This is a genomic window from Clavibacter sp. A6099, assembly GCF_021919125.1.
GTDB lineage: Bacteria > Actinomycetota > Actinomycetes > Actinomycetales > Microbacteriaceae > Clavibacter > Clavibacter seminis.
In genome coordinates, this window is sequence record NZ_CP083439.1 from 112,740 (window position 1) to 127,362 (window position 14,623).

The window sequence follows — 14,623 nt, forward strand, 5'->3', positions numbered from 1 at the left end:
GCTGCACCGCGACCGCCCCGTCATCCTCCTGGGATGGCGGGGCGGTCGTCCGTCGTGCCCGTGATGGCCCGGGGCTGCGCCGCCGCGCCGCGGGGTCGCCGCACGCGCCGCGACCGGATCACCCCGCGCACGAACGCGACCGACACCAGCGCCGTGCGGTTCGGCGCGTTCCAGCTGCGCATCAGCCGGCCGAGGTGCCAGGCGACGGCCTGCCTGCTGTACGAGGTGGCCCGCGCGATCTCGTCGTTCGACATGCCGTACGCGGTGAGCGCGAGCATCCGCTCCTCCACGTCGTCGAGGTCGGGGGCGCGGGCCACGAGGTCGAGCTCGGGCTCCGCTGCCGGATCCGCGGCGGCCGGCCCGGGCACGGTCACGACGACCGGCACGGCGGCCGGCACCGCAGGCCGGGCGGCGTCCTCCGCGCGGTGCTGCGCCCACGCCTCCACCCAGCACGTGCCGAGCTCGTGCGCCACGTGCGAGGCCCGGGCCATCGCGACGATGAGCATCCCGTTCCGCTCGGCGACGGCAGCCTGCATCACTAGCGCGAAGACGCGGAGCGCGGGCAGGGCCCCGCGGAGGGCGACGGAGAGGTCCACGTCGGGCTCGGCGGCGCTCCGCCGGGCGACCTCGCGCAGGTCGTCGAGGCAGGCGGCGGGGAGCGGGCGGCCGTGCTCGACGGACGAGAGCGCGGATCCGAGCACCAGCGGCACGATCTCCTCGTATCGCAGCCGCAGCCAGTCACGGCCGGCGGGCCGGACCTCGTCGAGCGGGCACTGCAGCAGCAGCGCGTGGAACTCGTCGACGCGGGCGTCGAGCCGGAGCCCCAGCGGCTGTCCCGGGCGCATGGCCCTCGTCTGCTCGGCACCCCGGACGTCGCTCATCGGATCCCCCCCCAGGAATGCGCGCGGGGCGACGACGATGCGTCCTCCCCTCCATGAACGTCCCACAGACCCGGGCCCGGCTCAAGGGCAGGGACGTGAACGGGGCGGTGGGGGTTCCCCGTTCCCGCACCCGGGTCAGCGCCCGCGGTCGGTGTCCCGAGCCGGGCCCCGGCCACCCGGCCTGCTCCGATCCCGAGCAGCGGCGGCCGCTCGGGGCCGGGGAGCTGCAGGGACGACCACCGTCTCGAGCATCGCGCACAGGGGACCGAGGTCACGGCTCTCGGACGCGATGCGCGACGCCCGGTCGTTCTCCGCGCCGGACACGCGACGCCAGTCCAGCTGCCACCCGGCATCCCGAGCCACGCGATCCCAGAAGAGCCTCTGAGTCCGCCCGTTCCCCTCGCGGAAGGGGTGGATGTAGTTGAGCTGGTCGTAGTGATGCGCGAGCCTCTGCACGAACCGCTGGCGGTCGAGTCCCCGGAGCATGCCGTCCGCGCGGAGCTCCTCCGCCGTGAAGGAGGCCGCCCGGTCGATCATCGAGACCGGGAGGAAGAACTCCGCGCCCTCCGCGTCCTTGCGGATGTCGACGGTGCGGATCTCCCCGGCCCAGTCGTACACGTCGGCGAACAGACCCCGGTGGATGGCGCGGAGCTCCGTGAGGTCTCCCGTCGGACGCGGCGGTCGGGTCAGGAGCTCGATCATCGCGGCGAAGGAGAGGTCGCCCTCCGCCCGGTCGAGCTCGGCGCGCGTCCGCGCGCCCACGCGGTTGCGGAGGATCCCCGTCGCCGGGTCCACGTACGGATCGACGAAGCCGTCCATCGCGCGTGGGTCAGCCGATGCCGTATCGGGCGCGGACGCGCTCGCGCAGCTCCGCGGCGTCGATGCGCCCCGCGACGTACTCGCCGGCGTCCTCCGACGTGCCGGGGGTGAGGTGCAGCCCCTCCATCTCGCCGCTGTGCGCGGCGTCCTCCACACGACGGCGGCGTTCCTCGCGCCCGGCGCCATCCCGATCCTCCGGCATCCGCACTCCGATCCTCGATGCCCGATCGTACCGGCGCGACCCCGGCGGAACCGGGGCCGCTCGATATCGTGGGCCCACCCGCGTGACCCGCGCGGCGTTCGAGGAGGAGCCCCCATGAGCAGCTACGCCGTCACCGATCCGACCACCGGCGAGACCGTCGCCGAGCATCCCGAGATCACCGACCAGGAGCTGCAGGAGGCCATCGGCGCGGCCGAGGGCGCGTACCGCGGCTGGTCGCGCCGCACCACGATCGCCGAGCGCGCCGCCCTCGTCGCGCGCGTCGCCGAGCTGCACATGGAGCGCCGCGACGAGCTCGCCCGGATCATCGTGCGCGAGATGGGCAAGCCGCTCGACCAGGCCCTCGGCGAGGTCGACTTCGCCGCCGACATCCTCGGCTACTACGCGCGCAACGCCGAGGAGTTCCTCGCGGACGAGGCCATCGAGCTCGCCGACGGCACCGGATCCGCGTTCGTGCGCCGCTCGGGCCTCGGCGTGCTGCTGGGGATCATGCCGTGGAACTTCCCCTACTACCAGGTGGCCCGGTTCGTCGGACCCGCGATCGTGACCGGCAACGCGATCCTGCTCAAGCACGCGCCGCAGTGCCCCGAGTCGGCCGCGGCGATCCAGAGGATGTACCGCGACGCGGCCGCCGAGCTCGGCGCCGACGCGGGCGTCTACGTGAGCGTGCTCGCGTCGAACGCGCAGATCGAGGGCGTCATCGCCGACGCGCGCGTGCAGGGCGTCTCCGTCACGGGATCCGAGCGGGCGGGCGCCGCCGTCGCGGAGATCGCCGGCCGGCACCTCAAGAAGGTCGTGCTCGAGCTCGGCGGATCCGACCCCTTCATCCTGCTGTCGACCGACGACCTGGACGCGGCCGTCACGGACGCCGTCAACGCGCGCCTCGACAACAACGGCCAGTCCTGCAACGGCGCCAAGCGCTTCATCGTGATCGACCACCTCTACGACGAGTTCGCGGCGCGATTCACGGCGCAGCTCACGGCGGCCCAGCCCGCGGATCCGATGGCCGACGGCACCCTGCTCGGCCCGCTCTCCTCGCGCGCCGCGACCGAGCGCCTCACGGAGCAGCTGTCCCGCGCGGTGGCGCAGGGCGCGACCTTCCTCGCGAGCGGCGAGCCCGTCGGCAACCTCTTCCCGCCGGCCGTGCTCGCCGACGTGACCCCCGAGATGGACGCCTATCGCGAGGAGTTCTTCGGCCCGGTCGCCGCGCTCTACCGCGTGCGCTCCGAGGAGGAGGCGGTCGCGCTCGCCAACGACACCCCGTTCGGTCTCGGCTCGTACGTCTACACGACGGATCCGGAGCAGGCGCTGCGGGTGGCCGACGGCATCGACGCGGGCATGGTCTGGGTCAACCTCGTGCTGGGCGACGCGGCCGAGCTGCCCTTCGGCGGAGTCAAGCGCTCGGGCTCGGGCCGCGAGCTCGGCCGCCACGCGGTCGACGAGTTCGCGAACCGGAAGCTGATCCGCATCGCGTGAGGCGCGGGCGGGCGTCGGCGCACGGGCCGCGGCGGGGGCGCGCAGCCGTCCGTGAGGCGCGGGCGGCGAATACCCTTCACCCGTGACGGATCCGCACGACGCTGCTCTCCGCCCCCGATCCCGTGCCTGGCGGCTCGACTGGCTCAGCCTCATCGGGCCGGCGGGGGTCGCCGCGTCGATCACGGGCGCCTGGCTGGTCCCCCAACCGCAGCTCCTGATCGGGGCGGTGCTGTTCGCTGCCGTGTCGATCGCCACGTTCGTGATCGGGATCGTGGGCGTCAGGCGGGGGATCGGCGAGGCGCGACGGCATCCGGCGGAGCGGCCGCGTCTCATCGGGGGCGGCATCGCGGTGTCCTCCGTCGGGCTGCTCGCGTCCGGTGCCGTGGTGCTCGCGATCGGCGGGATCCTCTACGCGCTCTCGCAGTACCGGCCGTACTAGCCAGCTAGCCAGCTAGCCGGCCAGTCAGCTCGCAGCTGCGCCCGGCCCGCTCACGCGCCGTGCGTCGCCGACGGGCCCCGCCGCGCCGCCACGGCCGCGTCCAGCCCGGCGGCGATGACGTCCAGCGGATCCGGGAGCGCGGCGATCGCGGTGGCGAGCTCCCGGCTGCGCGCGCGGTACGACGGCGTGGTCAGGACGTCGCGCACCGCGCTCCGGATGGCGCTCGGGCGAGGCTTCCCCGTGCGCAGGTCCCTGCCGCACCCGGCCCAGGCGACGCGTGCCGCGACCTCGGGCTTGTCCTCCGTGGATCCCGCGACCACGAGCGGCAGGCCGTGCGCGAGCACCCGCTGCACGCCGCCGAACCCGCCGTTCGTCACGACCGCGTCGCACAGGGGCAGCAGGAGGTCGTAGGGGAGGAACTCCGCCACGCGCGCGTTGGCGAGGAGCGGGCCGCCGAACGCGCGCTCCACCTCCTCGACCGGCCGACCGCCCGTGGCCGCGACCACGAGCACGTCCTCGTCGGCGAGCGCGCGCAGCGTCGGGACGATGAGCCGGCCGAGGTCGACGTTGTCGATGGTGCCCTGGGTGACGTGCACGACAGGGCGGTCGCCGACCAGGTCGGGCCACCAGTCCGGCAGCTCCGCGTCGTGCGCGCCGCCGGTCGTCGGGCGGAGCGGCCCCACGAAGCGCACCGTGTCGGGCAGCTCGCGGCGCGGGTACTCGAGTTCGGCGACGCTCAGCTGGAAGACGCCGTCGTAGGAGAGGTAGGCGAAGTCGAAGGTGTCCGTCTGGGCGGGCGGGGCGCCGATCTCGGCCATCACGACGTCGACCGCCTGACGGAGCGGGCGGGTGAGGCCCGGGCGGATCGCCGCGTTCAGGGCCCGGTCGCGGAGGTGGCCGAGCGGGCCGCGGCCAGGTGGGAGGGCCGCGCCGAACGGCGCCGCGTCGACGCTCGTGAGCGTCACGGGCGTGGTCGCCAGCCCCAGGACGGGGAGCCGCTCGGCCCGCGGCAGGGCCAGGTAGGGAGAGAGCCCGGTGAACGCCGACTCGCTGAGCACCGCGTCGAAGCGGCCCGCATCCAGGAGGGCTCGGAGGGCACGGTGCTGCCCGGGGATGACCCGTACGAACATCGCCAGCATGCCCTCCCGGATCGCCGCGACGCCTCGCGCGGCCGAGGCCTCCGAGAGCAGGCCCTCGAGCTGCGCGTCGTCGAAGTCGACGTCGGCGGGCAGCGGGGCGAAGGTGAGGCCGGCGTCGGTGACCAGCTCGCGGTACTTCTCCCCGGTGAGCAGGGTGACGTCGGCCCCGCGGGCGACGAGTCCTCGTCCCACGGTGACGAGCGGCGCCACGTGGCCGTAGATGGGCGGGGCGCAGAGCAGGTAGGAGGGCATGTCGGGGCTTCCGTTCGAAGGCGGCGCGCGCCGGTCGGGCACGTCGTCGTGGCGTGGCGTGGCGGGGCAGGTGGAGGTGGGCGGTACCGCGACTCAGGTGCAGGCGGCCAGGACGGGCTCGGGCTCGACCGGATCCGCGAGCAGGAGCCGATGCAGCCCGACCGTGCCCGACACGAGGGACGTGCCGACGACCAGGGCGGCCACGCACCCGGCACCGAGGGTGGCGGCCGCGCAGACGAGCGGCAGCCGGCGGTGCAGGGGACGACGCATGCGGGGACTCCTCGGTCGGGTGCGCGGGGAGACCGCGGTCAGGTGGTGCACCGTAGCGAGCGGTCCCGGGATGTCAGCGGATCTGTCCACACGCAGCGCACCGCGGCGTGACCGGGAGGCGGCGCCGACGCCGGCGCGTGTCGTCGTGTGACGCGCTCGCTGGCGGCCGCTGCCCCGCGGGCGTCACCATGGCCGCCATGGTGGAGGTCACGACGGCGCCGATCGACGAGATCCGGGGCCAGCGCACGAGCATCAAGTGGACGCGGTTCCCCGCGGACGTGCTGCCCCTGTTCGTGGCCGAGATGGACTACGCGATCGCCGAGCCCGTCGTCGAGGAGCTGGTGCGCCGCGTGCGCGCGTCCGACGTCGGCTACCTCGACGGGCCCGGCCCGCTCGCCCCCGCCTTCGCCCGGTTCGCCCGCGAGCGCTGGGGGTGGATCGTCGACGAGTCGCGCGTGCGCATCGCCACCGACGTGAGCGTCGGCATCGTCGAGACGCTGCGGCTCGCGGTGCCGCGCGGCGGACGCGTGGTCGTGACGCCGCCCGTGTACCCGCCGTTCTTCGAGCTGGTGGAGGAGGCCGGAGCACGTGTCGAGGAGGTGCCGATGCTCGTCGCGGACGGCCGCGCGTCCCTCGACCTCGCGGGGCTCGAGCGCGCGTTCGCGTCCGGGGTCGACGCGTTCCTCCTCTGCAACCCGCACAACCCGATGGGGCTCGTGCACGATGCCTCGACCCTCGCGGCCGTCGCGCGGCTCGCCGCCCGCCACGACGTGCTCGTGATCAGCGACGAGGTGCACGCGCCGCTCACGCTCCCGGGCGCGACCTTCACGCCGTTCGCGCCGCTGGCCGAGGCGCTCGGCGCGAGCTCCGTGTGCGTCACCTCGGCGAGCAAGGGCTGGAACCTCGCGGGCGCCAAGTGCTCGCTCGTCATCGCGGGGGATCCGCGCACCCACGCCCTGCTCGACGGCCTCGTCGAGGAGGTGGCGTGTCGCACGAGCATCCTCGGGCTGCACGCGAACGTCGTCGCGTTCTCCTGTACCGACTGGCTCGACGATGCCATCGCCCGAATCGTCGCGAACGACCAGCTCCTCGCCTCCCTCCTCGCCGAGCACCTGCCCGGCGTCGTCCACCACCGCCCCGCCGCCGGCTACCTCGCCTGGCTCGACCTCCGCCCGCTCGACCTCGGCGCCGATCCCGCCGAGGTGCTGCTCAAGAGGGCTCGAGTCGCCCTCAACGCCGGCCACTGCTACGGCACCGGAGGCGCCGGCCACGCCCGCCTCAACCTCGCCTGCGATCCCGACGTGCTGCGGGAGGCCGTGCGGCGGATCTCGGCGGTCGTCGGGTCCGGGGCCGCTCCGGATCCTGGCTCCGCGCCCGCTGGCGCCGCGCCCCTCGTCGCTGCCGCGCCCGCGCCCGACGCCCCGCCCGACCCCCTGTGCGCATCCGCCCCCGCCCGCATCCCCGCCCACGTCGCCACCCACCGAGGAGCACCCGCATGACCGACCGCATCCTGACCACGCACGCCGGCAGCCTCCCGCGCACGCCCGAGCTGACCCGGCTGCTCGTCGCCCGCGACCAGCGGCGCGCGTTCGACGCGGACGAGCTCGCGGAGGTCGCCGCGTCCGCCGTCGCCGACACCGTGCGTCGGCAGCTCGAGACGGGGCTCGACATCGTGAACGACGGCGAGGTGCCGCGCGTCGGCTTCTCGACCTACGTGCTCGAGCGCATCGACGGGTTCGGCGGCGCCGGGCACCGGAAGCCCACGCTCGACTCGATCAAGTTCCCCGAGTACGCCGCGTTCCAGGCGAAGCAGATCGTGGAGGGCGCGGATGTGGCGCGGGTGTGGGATCCGCCGGTCGCCCAGGGCCTCCTCGAGTACGACCCCGCGCTCGCCGGGATCACGGAGGACCTCGACGGCTTCGACCGCGAGCTGGCCGTGCAGGCCGGGCACGGACTCCGGCCCGCGGGCACCTTCTTCTCCGCGGCGACCCCGGGGATCGTCTCGACGACGCTGCTGCTGGACGCCGCGAACCCGCACTACGGCGACGACCGCGCCTACGTCTTCGCGCTCGCCGACCAGCTCAAGCTCGAGTACGACGCCATCGTCGCGCGCGGCCACACCCTGCAGCTCGACGCGCCCGACCTCGCGATGGAGCGGGTGATCCAGTTCGGCGACGCCACCCTCGAGGAGTTCCTCGCGGCGGTCGACCTGCACGTCGACGCGCTCAACCACGCGATCCGGGACATCCCGCGCGAGAGGGTGCGCCTGCACGTCTGCTGGGGCAACTGGCAGGGCCCGCACCAGGATGACGTGCCCGTCGACGTGCTGCTCCCGCACCTGTACCGGGCGAACGTCGGCGCGTTCAGCTTCCCGCTCGGCAACCCCGCGCACCAGCACGAGGCGCCGTCGTTCCGCGCGCACCCGCTGCCGGAGGGCGCGGTGCTCATCCCGGGCGTGGTGGACGTGACCACCAACTACCTGGAGCACCCGCAGGTGATCGCCAACCGGATCCTCGAGGTCGTCGACGCCGTGGGCGACCCGACCCGCGTGATCGCCGGCACCGACTGCGGCCTCTCGACCTTCGCGAGCTACGAGTTCGTCGCCACCGACGTGGCGTGGGCGAAGCTCGGCGCGCTCGTCGAGGGCGCGGCCATCGCCTCGCGTCGGGCGTTCGGCGCATGAGCGTGCTGGACGGGATCCGCGCCGCCGCGCCGGTCGACGCCGCCGCCCCGGTCGCCGAGGCCCCGGCCGCCGCCGGCTTCACCACGCGCCAGGTGCACGCCGGATCCGCGATCGACGGCGACCACGGCGCCCGCGTCTCGCCCGTGCACCTCAGCGCCGGCTTCGTCTTCGACAGCTTCGCCGAGGCCCGCGACCGCTTCGCCGGGGTCGACGAGGGCTACCTCTACACGCGCAACGGCAACCCGACCACCGACGAGGTCGAGAAGCGGCTGGCCGAGCTCGAGGGCGGCACCGAGGCGATCCTCCTGGCGAGCGGCCAGGCGGCGACCACCACGGCGCTGCTGTCGATCCTGCAGGCCGGCGACCGGATCCTCTCCTCGAGCAGCATCTACGAGGGCAACCGCGGCCTCTTCCGCCAGAACCTCGGTCGGCTCGGCATCGGGGTCGACTTCGTGGACGACCACGGCGACCTCGACGAGTGGGCCAGCCGGATCACGCCGGAGACGCGCGTGCTCTTCGGCGAGCCCATCCCGAACCCCAAGAACGACCTGCTCGACCTGGCGGGCATCGCCGACGTCGCGCACCGCCACGGCCTGCCGTTCGTGGTCGACGACACGCTCGCGACCCCGTACCTGCTGCGGCCGATCGAGCACGGCGCCGACGTCGTCGTGCACTCGACGAGCAAGTTCCTCGCGGGCCACGGCTCGGTGCTCGGCGGCGTGGTGGTGGACGGCGGATCCTTCGACTGGGCCGCCCGTCCCGACCTCTTCCCGCACCTGAACCAGCCCGAGCGCTCCTTCGGCGGCGCGAGCTGGGCCGACCGCTTCGGCCGCGGCGCGCTCATCGCGTACGCCCGTGAGATCGTGGCCTCCCGCTTCGGCCCGACGCCCGCGCCGTTCAGCTCCTTCCTGCTGCGTCAGGGGATCGAGACGCTGTCGCTGCGGGTCGAGCGCCACTCCGCCAACGCGCTCGCGGTGGCGCGCTTCCTGGAGGCGCGGCCCGAGGTGTCGTCGGTCGACTACGCGGGGCTGGAGTCGAGCCCGTCGCACGACCTGGCGCTCACGTACCTGCCCGACGGGCAGGGATCCGTGTTCTCGTTCACGCTCGCGGGCGGCGAGCCCGCGGCGGAGGCCTTCACCGACGCCGTGCGGCTGTTCAGCCGCATGACGCACCTCGGCGACGTGCGCTCGCTCGTGCTGCACCCGGCGTCGACCACGCACGCCGGCCGCACGCCCGAGGAGCGCGACGCCGCGGGGATCTGGCCGGGGCTGCTGCGCGTGTCCATCGGCATCGAGGACATCGCCGACATCCTCCGGGACCTCGAGCGCGGCCTCGACGCCGCGCGCGCGATCGGATCCTGACAGTGGCCCGCCGCCAGCACCTCGGCTGGTTCCTGTCCCGCGGCTTCGGCCCGCAGGGCTGGGGCCACCCGTACCGCGAGTGGAACCACGACTGGACCCGCCCGGATCTCTACCAGCAGTCCGCGCGCGAGCTGGAGCAGGCCGGCTTCGAGCTCATCGTGATGGAGGACGCCGTCTCCCTCGGCTCACCCGAGACGCTCGACCTCCGGGTCCGCGGCGCGTACGGCGGCCCCAAGCACGACCCGCTGCTGCTCGCGCCGTGGCTCTTCGCGGCGACCTCGCGAATCGGCCTCGTGCCGACGGTCAACGCCGGGATCACGCCGCCGTACCTCGCGGCCCGGCAGGCGCAGACGCTGCAGCACCTGAGCGCGGGGCGGTTCGGGATCAACCTCGTCACCGACGTCGGCAGCGCCCGGCACGTGGGCCTCGCGCCGCTCCCGCACGACGGCGCGTACGACCGCGCCGACGAGTGGATGGAGGTGGTCCGCCGCCTCTGGCACAGCTGGGACGGCGGCGCGCTCGTCGAGGATCCGGCCACCGACCGCTTCGCCGACGGATCCCTGCTCGACGCGTTCCAGCACCGCGGCGCGCACTTCTCCGTCGACGGGCCGCTCAACGCCGTGCCGTCCGAGTTCGGCGACCCCGTGATCGTCTCGCCCGGCGGATCCCCGCGCGGCCTGTCCTTCGCCGGCACCCAGTCCGACGTGCAGCTCGGCCTCGCGCCCCTCGAGCCGGCGAAGCTCCTCGCCTACCGCGCGAAGGTGCTCGACGCGGCGGCCGCGCACGGGCGCGGGCCGGGCGACATGCGGATCCTCTTCGTCGTGAAGCCCGAGATCGTGGCGAGCGAGGAGGAGGCGCGCCGGGTCGTGGACGCGTCGCGCCACCCGACCGACGCGCAGCTGCGGGCGATCGCGCTCGGCTGGTCGAGCGATCTCGAGACCGACCTCACGGGCCTCGACCTCGACCGGCCGGTGGACCGCGGCGTCTTCGGCGAGCACGTCTCGCACGGCACCATCGCGGGCCTCTACGGCGGCACCGAGGATGCGCCGCTCCGCGAGCTGCTCACCCGCAAGGCGCGCAAGGGCCTCGTCGCGGAGCGCGCCGGGTTCGTCGGCACGGCCGAGGCGTTCGCCGACTTCGTCGAGGAGCTCGGCGACGACGCCGACAACGACGGCCTGCTCTTCTCGGGCGACCTGCACCCGGTCACGCTGCACCGCATGCTCGACGACCTCGTGCCCGTGCTCCGCCGCCGCGGCATCCTCCGCGACGAGCTGGCGTCGGGCGGCCTGCGGGCGAACCTCTTCGGCTGAGGCGGTAGGCATGCATCGCGTCGGCTGCTGATACTTCTATTAGTACTAAAGTTAATAACCACGACGAGGGGGAGACGGAAGGGGGCCGCAGGTGTCGTACGTCGAGCTCGTCTGGGATCCGCAGGACTCCGCCCACCTCAGCCGCCGTGATCGCGCGCGGGGCGTCTATCGGGCGTTCGTGCCCGAGGAGCTCCCCACTTCCCTCCCGCAGCTCGGGCGCGAAGCGGAGGATGCCGCGACCGACGCCCTCGCGGTGTTGGCGAGAGCCGACGAGCGGATCGGTCGCCGAGCCGGCTACCTCAACCACCTGCTCATCCGGTCGGAGAGCATCTCCTCGTCATGGATCGAGGGGAACCGCGTCACTCCGAAGCGACTCGCGATCGCCGAGCTGCTGCAGCAGGGCACGCGGGTCGCCCTCGACGTCATCGCCAACGTGCGGGCCACCGAGGACGCGATCGCCGCCCTCGCGGATCGACAGCGCAGGATCACCGTCCCGGACTTCGAGGCGCTCCAGCACGTCATCGAGCCCTCGCTCGCCGAGGGGATCCGGACGGAGCAGAACTGGGTCGGGGGATCCGGCTGGTCCCCGCTGCGTGCGGACTTCGTGCCGCCGCCGGAGGGCGAGGTCCGCCGTCTCCTCCAGAATCTCGCCCGCTTCTGCACGTCCACGGAGGGGAACCCGGTCGTGCGGGCGGCCATCGCGCACGCCCAGTTCGAGACGATCCACCCCTTCATCGACGGGAACGGCCGCACGGGTCGCGCGCTCATCCACACGGTCCTGCGGCGGGGTGACGCGGTGCGGGACATCCTGATCCCCATCTCGACGGTCCTCTCCGCGGACGCGGGCGCCTACATCGCGGGGCTCACCGCCTTCCGAGCGGGCCGCGTCGACGAGTGGGTGCGTGCCTTCGCCGAGGCTGCGGAGCTGGCCGCCGGCACCGCGGTGCGCCTCGCGGAGGACGTCGCCCGGCTCGACCGGGAGAGCGTGGAGCGACTCGTGGAGCATCGGCGCCAGGAGGGCCGGGCCCCTGCGCGACCTCGAGCGGACGCGGTCGTCCTGCGCATCCTCGGTCGGCTGGCCACCGACCCGGTCCTCACGGAGGAGAGCGCCGCACGCACCCATGGTGTGTCACGAGTCGCCGCGCACCGGGCGCTCACCCAACTGGCCGACGCGGGTGTCCTCGCGCGGAACAAGGACCAGAAGGGGCGCCTCGTCTGCTGGACGGCGGATCGCCATCTCGCGCTCGTGGCCCTCAGTGAGCGGAGCAACCGCGTCGGTGGTGTCGATACGGCGGTGCGACGCCCACATGAGGGCCCGCCTGCCCCGGACGAAACCGTGCTCGGTCGATTCCGCGATGGCGATCCGGCAGGGGACTGAGCAGTCGGGATCGGCCGATCAGGCCGCGCCCGTGCCCGCGATGTCGCGCAGCCGGCGGCGCACCGCGGCATAGGACGCGACGAGGGTCGCGTCGAGGCCGGCCGTGCGCGCATCCGCCCACTCGTCGAAGGCCGCGCGCACGGCGACGCCGGCGAGCTCCGTCACGAGGCGGGCCTCCTGCGCCGTGATGCGGCCGCCGAACGCCGTCGTGATCCGCTCGGCCAGCTCCCACGAGCGCGTCGCGTCGAGGGAGACCGCGGTCGACCGCAGCTGCGGCTCCGCGGCCATGAGCCGGCGCACGCGCAGCTGCTGGTGGGCGATGGCGGAGAGGTCGCCGTCGAGGCTCGCGAGCACCTGCTCGTAGACGGCCTCGAGCTGGGGGAGCGGCGCGGATCCGCGGTCGACCTCGGCGAGCCAGGCGTCGAGCGGCGCGTCGAAGACGGGGTGCAGCGTGAGGACCGACTCCTCCTTGCTCGGGAAGTAGCGGAAGCACGTGCGGTCGGAGACGCCCGCGGCCTGCGCGATGTCGTGGATCGTCGTGGCCGCCATGCCGCGCTGCTCGAAGAGCGCGAGCGCCGCCTCGCTGATCTCGGTGGTCGTCGCCATGCGCCGCCGCTCGCGGAGGCCGGTCGCGGCGCCGGTCGCGCCGTCAGCCGTGCCGCCCGCGCTCTCGGCGTCCGCCGTGTCCGCCGTCTCGCTCACCGTGCCCATGCCGTCGTCCGCCTCCCGCGGATCCGACCTGCCGGATCCGCCGTTCGTGTCATAGACTGCCACATGGTCCGAGTCTGACATCTGGATCGTCCCCGCTCCGCAGCGTCGCGTGCGCCCCGCCATCCACTCCCCGGAGACACCCCATGACCACGCCGCCCACCGCCGACACCCGGCGCGACGCCACCTCTCGCGACGAGACGCTGCCCGCCGCGTCCCGTGCCGCGTCCGATCGCGCCGTCTCCCCCGAGGACGAGCGCCTGCCGCACGGCGCCCCGCTCGTCATCGGCCTGCTCGTCGTCGCCGCCTTCGTCGTGATCCTCAACGAGACGATCATGAGCGTGGCGCTGCCGAGCCTCATGGCCGACCTCGACATCACCACCGCGACCGCGCAGTGGCTCACCACCGGCTTCATGCTGACGATGGCCGTCGTGATCCCCGCGACCGGCTTCATCCTGCAGCGCTTCTCCACCCGCCAGGTCTTCGGCGCCGCCATGACGCTGTTCTCGCTCGGCACGCTCATCGCCGCGATCGCGCCCGGCTTCGGGATCCTGCTCGTGGGCCGCATCGTGCAGGCGAGCGGCACGGCGATCATGATGCCGCTGCTGTTCACGACCGTCCTCAACCTGGTGCCCGCCGCGCGCCGCGGCCGCCTCATGGGCGTCATCTCCATCGTCATCGCGGTCGCCCCGGCGATCGGCCCGACGGTGTCCGGCCTCATCCTCAGCTCGCTGTCGTGGCGCTGGATGTTCTGGATCGTGCTGCCCATCGCGCTCGTGGCCCTCACGCTCGGCCTCTGGAAGATCACGAACCTCACCACCCCGCGGAAGCTGCCGTTCGACATCCTCTCCGTCGTGCTCTCCACGCTCGCGTTCGGCGGCCTGATCTTCGGCCTCTCGAGCCTGGGCGAGTCGGCCGAGGGCGACGCGCCGCTGCCGCTGTGGATCCCGATCACGGTCGGCGTGCTCGCGCTCGCCGCGTTCATCACCCGCCAGATCTCGCTGCAGCGCCAGGACCGCGCCCTGATGGACCTGCGCACCTTCCGCAGCCGCCCGTTCGTGGTCGCGATCATCATGGTGAGCGTCAGCATGATGGCGCTGTTCGGCAGCCTCATCGTCCTGCCGCTCTACCTGCAGAACGTGCTGCAGCTCGGCACGCTCGAGACCGGCCTGCTGCTGCTCCCCGGCGGCGCGCTGATGGCGATCCTGTCGCCCATCGTCGGCCGCCTGTTCGACCGCGTCGGGCCGCGCCCGCTCGTGATCCCCGGCGCCATCGTCGTGAGCATCGCCCTCTGGGGCATGACCACGATGCTGCACGAGGGCACGTCCATCGGCTGGGTCATCGCGGTGCACCTGGTGCTCAACGCCGGGCTCGCGTTCATGTTCACGCCGCTGCTCACCTCGGCCCTCGGATCCCTGCCGCCGCGCCTCTACTCGCACGGCAGCGCGACGGTATCCACGATGCAGCAGCTCGCGGGCGCCGCCGGCACCGCGCTGTTCGTCACGGTGCTCACCACCACGACGGTCGCGGGCCTCGCCGACGGTCAGTCGGAGGTCACGGCCACCGCGGCGGGCGTGCAGGCGGCCTTCATGATCGGCGGGTTCATCTCGCTCGCCGCCATCGTCGCGTCGTTCTTCGTGCGTCGCCCGGCGGAGCCGCTGCCGGAGGGCGTCGCGGCGCACTAGGC

At 73.8% G+C, this 14,623-nt stretch carries 14 protein-coding genes; 8 read left to right on the forward strand and 6 right to left on the reverse strand.

The window, feature by feature from the left end:
* Nucleotides 1–20: 20 nt before the first annotated feature.
* From KYT88_RS00550 to KYT88_RS00560, 3 genes are all read right to left on the reverse strand, one after another.
* Nucleotides 21–881: a helix-turn-helix transcriptional regulator gene (locus tag KYT88_RS00550; RefSeq protein ID WP_043582881.1), complete on the reverse strand. Its 861-nt coding sequence runs from the start codon at nucleotides 879–881 to the stop codon at nucleotides 21–23.
* 135 nt (nucleotides 882–1,016) lie between these two features.
* Nucleotides 1,017–1,700, reverse strand: a complete 684-nt coding sequence (locus tag KYT88_RS00555) for a Fic/DOC family protein (RefSeq protein WP_043582882.1) — start codon at nucleotides 1,698–1,700, stop codon at nucleotides 1,017–1,019.
* Between the two features lie 10 nt (nucleotides 1,701–1,710).
* On the reverse strand, nucleotides 1,711–1,902 hold the full coding sequence (locus tag KYT88_RS00560) for an antitoxin VbhA family protein (RefSeq protein WP_043582883.1): 192 nt from the start codon (nucleotides 1,900–1,902) through the stop codon (nucleotides 1,711–1,713).
* Nucleotides 1,903–2,016: 114 nt separating this feature from the next.
* On the opposite strand from KYT88_RS00560, the gene KYT88_RS00565 reads away from it, so the two are divergent.
* Together KYT88_RS00565 and KYT88_RS00570 are read left to right on the forward strand one after the other, a co-directional pair.
* Nucleotides 2,017–3,396, forward strand: a complete 1,380-nt coding sequence (locus tag KYT88_RS00565; RefSeq protein ID WP_043582885.1) for an NAD-dependent succinate-semialdehyde dehydrogenase — start codon at nucleotides 2,017–2,019, stop codon at nucleotides 3,394–3,396.
* A gap of 82 nt (nucleotides 3,397–3,478) precedes the next feature.
* On the forward strand, nucleotides 3,479–3,835 hold the full coding sequence (locus KYT88_RS00570) for a hypothetical protein (protein WP_043582891.1): 357 nt from the start codon (nucleotides 3,479–3,481) through the stop codon (nucleotides 3,833–3,835).
* Nucleotides 3,836–3,885: 50 nt separating this feature from the next.
* Here the strand turns inward: KYT88_RS00570 and KYT88_RS00575 are convergent, their stop codons facing one another.
* Nucleotides 3,886–5,226, reverse strand: coding sequence for a glycosyltransferase (locus tag KYT88_RS00575; protein ID WP_043582892.1), 1,341 nt, complete (start codon nucleotides 5,224–5,226; stop codon nucleotides 3,886–3,888).
* A gap of 93 nt (nucleotides 5,227–5,319) precedes the next feature.
* On the reverse strand, nucleotides 5,320–5,496 hold the full coding sequence (locus KYT88_RS00580; protein ID WP_156032161.1) for a hypothetical protein: 177 nt from the start codon (nucleotides 5,494–5,496) through the stop codon (nucleotides 5,320–5,322).
* Nucleotides 5,497–5,693: 197 nt separating this feature from the next.
* On the opposite strand from KYT88_RS00580, the gene KYT88_RS00585 reads away from it, so the two are divergent.
* The 5 genes from KYT88_RS00585 (at nucleotide 5,694) to KYT88_RS00605 (ending at nucleotide 12,228) form a co-directional block, all read left to right on the forward strand.
* Nucleotides 5,694–6,995: a MalY/PatB family protein gene (locus KYT88_RS00585; protein WP_081840870.1), complete on the forward strand. Its 1,302-nt coding sequence runs from the start codon at nucleotides 5,694–5,696 to the stop codon at nucleotides 6,993–6,995.
* A complete protein-coding gene (locus tag KYT88_RS00590; RefSeq protein WP_237583720.1) occupies nucleotides 6,992–8,179 on the forward strand; it encodes a cobalamin-independent methionine synthase II family protein in 1,188 nt (395 codons plus the stop codon). The genes KYT88_RS00585 and KYT88_RS00590 overlap by 4 nt, the downstream gene beginning before the upstream one ends.
* 2 nt (nucleotides 8,180–8,181) lie before the next feature.
* Entirely contained in the window at nucleotides 8,182–9,540 is a 1,359-nt protein-coding gene (locus KYT88_RS00595) for an O-acetylhomoserine aminocarboxypropyltransferase/cysteine synthase family protein (protein WP_119374113.1), read from the forward strand.
* Nucleotides 9,541–9,542: 2 nt separating this feature from the next.
* Nucleotides 9,543–10,850, forward strand: coding sequence for an LLM class flavin-dependent oxidoreductase (locus tag KYT88_RS00600; RefSeq protein WP_043582895.1), 1,308 nt, complete (start codon nucleotides 9,543–9,545; stop codon nucleotides 10,848–10,850).
* Between the two features lie 91 nt (nucleotides 10,851–10,941).
* Complete coding sequence (locus KYT88_RS00605) at nucleotides 10,942–12,228, forward strand: Fic family protein (RefSeq protein WP_043582896.1); 1,287 nt, start codon at nucleotides 10,942–10,944, stop codon at nucleotides 12,226–12,228.
* An 18-nt stretch (nucleotides 12,229–12,246) separates the two neighbouring features.
* On the opposite strand, the gene KYT88_RS00610 is transcribed toward KYT88_RS00605, so the two are convergent.
* Nucleotides 12,247–13,002, reverse strand: a complete 756-nt coding sequence (locus KYT88_RS00610) for a TetR/AcrR family transcriptional regulator (RefSeq protein WP_237583721.1) — start codon at nucleotides 13,000–13,002, stop codon at nucleotides 12,247–12,249.
* Between the two features lie 80 nt (nucleotides 13,003–13,082).
* Here KYT88_RS00610 and KYT88_RS00615 point away from each other — a divergent pair, with 80 nt between their 5' ends.
* Complete coding sequence (locus tag KYT88_RS00615; protein ID WP_182480779.1) at nucleotides 13,083–14,621, forward strand: DHA2 family efflux MFS transporter permease subunit; 1,539 nt, start codon at nucleotides 13,083–13,085, stop codon at nucleotides 14,619–14,621.
* Nucleotides 14,622–14,623: the final 2 nt, after the last annotated feature.

Coding starts and splice junctions, on each gene's coding strand:
- KYT88_RS00560 (WP_043582883.1), bottom strand. CDS start 1,902: ATGCCGGAGGATCGGGATGGCGCCGGGCGCGAGGAACGCCGCCGTCGT.
- KYT88_RS00580 (WP_156032161.1), bottom strand. CDS start 5,496: ATGCGTCGTCCCCTGCACCGCCGGCTGCCGCTCGTCTGCGCGGCCGCC.
- KYT88_RS00555 (WP_043582882.1), bottom strand. CDS start 1,700: ATGGACGGCTTCGTCGATCCGTACGTGGACCCGGCGACGGGGATCCTC.
- KYT88_RS00550 (WP_043582881.1), bottom strand. CDS start 881: ATGAGCGACGTCCGGGGTGCCGAGCAGACGAGGGCCATGCGCCCGGGA.
- KYT88_RS00585 (WP_081840870.1), top strand. CDS start 5,694: ATGGTGGAGGTCACGACGGCGCCGATCGACGAGATCCGGGGCCAGCGC.
- KYT88_RS00615 (WP_182480779.1), top strand. CDS start 13,083: ATGACCACGCCGCCCACCGCCGACACCCGGCGCGACGCCACCTCTCGC.
- KYT88_RS00575 (WP_043582892.1), bottom strand. CDS start 5,226: ATGCCCTCCTACCTGCTCTGCGCCCCGCCCATCTACGGCCACGTGGCG.
- KYT88_RS00565 (WP_043582885.1), top strand. CDS start 2,017: ATGAGCAGCTACGCCGTCACCGATCCGACCACCGGCGAGACCGTCGCC.
- KYT88_RS00590 (WP_237583720.1), top strand. CDS start 6,992: ATGACCGACCGCATCCTGACCACGCACGCCGGCAGCCTCCCGCGCACG.